Annotated in this window: 1 pseudogene; it reads left to right on the top strand. The window is 64.5% G+C overall.

What is annotated here, in order from left to right:
- A pseudogene (locus EN932_RS33365) lies at positions 1-2,702 on the top strand (kinesin); the annotation flags it as partial.

Here is a 2,702-nt window from a genome sequence, read left to right as displayed (position 1 = left end):
GACCCAGATCGGCGCCGACATGGCCGACATCGTCACTTCGACCTCCACTATGCTCGAAGCCCGCGCCAGCGACTTCGCCGGACGCATGGAAGCCGCCCGTCACGTCGTGTCGCGTTCGTTCGACAGTGACATCCAGCGGCTCGCCGACGCCCGCGTCGGCATCGAGGAAGCTGTCGAGAACCACAGCAGGAAACTGTCCGAAAGCCGCGAGCGCATGGCCGCGGCCATGGAGGCCGACCTGGCGAAGTTCGCCGAGGGCCGCGCCGGCATCGATGCGGCAGTAACCAACCAGGTGCAGAAGCTGGCCGAAGGCCGCAGCCTGATCTCGCGCGCTCTCGAAGAGGATCTGCGCAAGGTCAATGAATCGCGGGCGGCCATCGATGCATCGCTCGGCAGCCATCTCGAAAGGCTGGAAGAAGGTCGCAACAGGCTCTCTATTGCCTTGAATGAAGACTCCGGGAAGCTGGTGCAAGCTCGTACGATCATTGATGAAATGGTCGCCGGACATGTCGGAAAACTCGCCGAGGGCCGCAACATTCTGTCGCGCGCTTTGGAAGCCGATCTCGGAAAACTGTCCGACAGCCGCGCCGACATCGACGGTCTGGTCGCCGGTCAGGTGGAAAAAATCGCCGAAGGCCGCGCCGTGCTCGCCAAGGCGTTGGAAAACGACATCGTCGGCATCAAGAGCCTCATCGAAACCCATTCCGCCAAACTGGCGGAAGACCGCACGCAGCTTTCCCATTCGCTCGACAATGATCTGTCCGGCATACGCGGCCTGATCGAAAGCCATTCGGGACGGTTGGCCGAGGACCGCAGCCTGCTGTCGCAGACCCTTGAAGCCGACCTTGCCAAGCTGGCCGAAAGCCGTTCGAGCATCGACGGTCTGGTCGCCGGTCAGGTCGAGAAGCTGGCGGAAGGCCGCGACATTCTCAAGCGCGCGCTGGAATCCGACCTGAACACGATCAAGGGCGTTATCTCAAGCCAGTCGGAAAAGCTGGCCGAGGATCGCGGTCAGCTTTCCCGGGTCCTGGAAGCCGACCTGCAGAATGTGAACAGCGTCATCGCCGATCACATGAACAAGCTTGTCCAAGACCGCTCCGCCCTGTCCAGGGCCCTTGAGGACGACCTCGCCAAGCTGGCCGACAGCCGTTCCAGCATCGACGGGCTGGTTGCGGGTCAGGTCGAGAAGTTGTCCGAGGGCCGAGATATTCTGCGGCGCGCTCTGGAATCCGACCTCAATGCGATCAAGGGGACCATTGCCGACCAGTCGCAGAAACTGGTCGATGACCGGGCACAGTTCGCCCGGGCACTCGAGGCTGACCTCGAAAGCGTCAATGGCTTGGTCAACAGCCATTCCGAAAGGCTCGTCCAGGATCGTTCGACGCTGTCGAAAGCGCTTGAAGCCGACCTCGAAAACGTCGGTGGCCTCGTTAACAGCCACGCGGAAAGGCTTGTCCAGGAGCGCTCGACCCTGTCCAAGGCGCTCGAGGACGATCTTGCCAAACTGGCCGAGAGCCGCTCAAGCATCGACGGTCTGGTCGCCGGCCAGGTCGAGAAACTCGCCGAAGGTCGCGATGTTCTCAAGCGCGCGCTGGAAGCCGATCTCGCCAAGCTGGCCGAAAGCCGCTCCAGCATCGACGGTCTGGTTGCCGGCCAGGTCGAGAAGCTGGCCGAGGGCCGCGACATTCTCAAACGCGCCCTCGAAGCCGACCTGCAGAAGCTGACCGAAAGCCGCAGCGACATCGACGACGTCATCGCCGGACATGTCGGCAAGCTGTCCGAAGGCCGCAATATGCTGACCCGCGCGCTGGAAGACGATCTCGGCAGGCTCGCCGAGACCCGCAAGGACGTTGACCGCTCGCTGTCGGGCCATATCGACCAGATCGCTGCCAGAAGCACCGGCATTTCCGACGCGATCGCTGCCGATGTCGAGAAGATCGAGCAGGCGTTCAGTCGCCAGACCGGCATCATCGAGGAGCGCGCCGGCACCATGGAACGTGCGCTCTCGACAGGCGTCGACAACGTCCGCGCCGTGCTCGAGAAGAGCGCCGTGTTTGTCGCCGGCGCCCTGCGCGAAAAGGTGCTGGAAGTCACCAGCACCCTGCACGAGCAGGCCGGTGCCGCGTTCAGCGACGCCGACCGGAAGATCGCCGAGCGCGCCGAGCAGACCTCCGCCGCCCTGCTGGCGCGGGCCGAAGACATCGCCCGCACCTTCGAGGAGGCCGACCGTCGCCTGCACGCCCGTGCAGAAGATACGTCGAACGCCTTGCTTGCCCGCGCGGACGACACGTCCAGCTCGCTGCTGGCCCGTGCCCATGAAACCGCCGATCAACTGGCCGCTCGCGCAAATCAGATCGCCGGCACCTTCGAAGCGGCAGACCAGAAGCTCGCCGCCCGCGCCCAGGAAACCGCAGATCAGCTGACCGCCCGGGCTCAGGACACCGCCGACCATCTGGCAGCTCGTGCAAGCGAAATTGCAGGCACGTTCGATGCCGCCGACCAGAAGCTGGTCGCCCGCGCCATCGAAACGGCCCAGTCGCTGGCCGCGCGCGCCGGCGACATCCTGCGCAACTTCGAAGGCGCCGACCAGCGGCTCGGCATGCGGATCGGCGAATCGGCCGAAGCGCTTGCCGCACGCGCATCGGACCTTGGCCGCATCTTCGATGCCGCCGACCAGCAGCTCGTCTCGCGCATCGCCGAGG

The sequence above is a fragment of the Mesorhizobium sp. M7A.F.Ca.US.002.01.1.1 genome (genome assembly GCF_004022955.1).
In the GTDB taxonomy this organism is placed as follows: Bacteria; Pseudomonadota; Alphaproteobacteria; order Rhizobiales; family Rhizobiaceae; genus Mesorhizobium; species Mesorhizobium ciceri.
The sequence above is the reverse complement of the archived record's forward strand: the minus strand, read 5'-3'. Positions and strand labels throughout refer to the sequence as shown.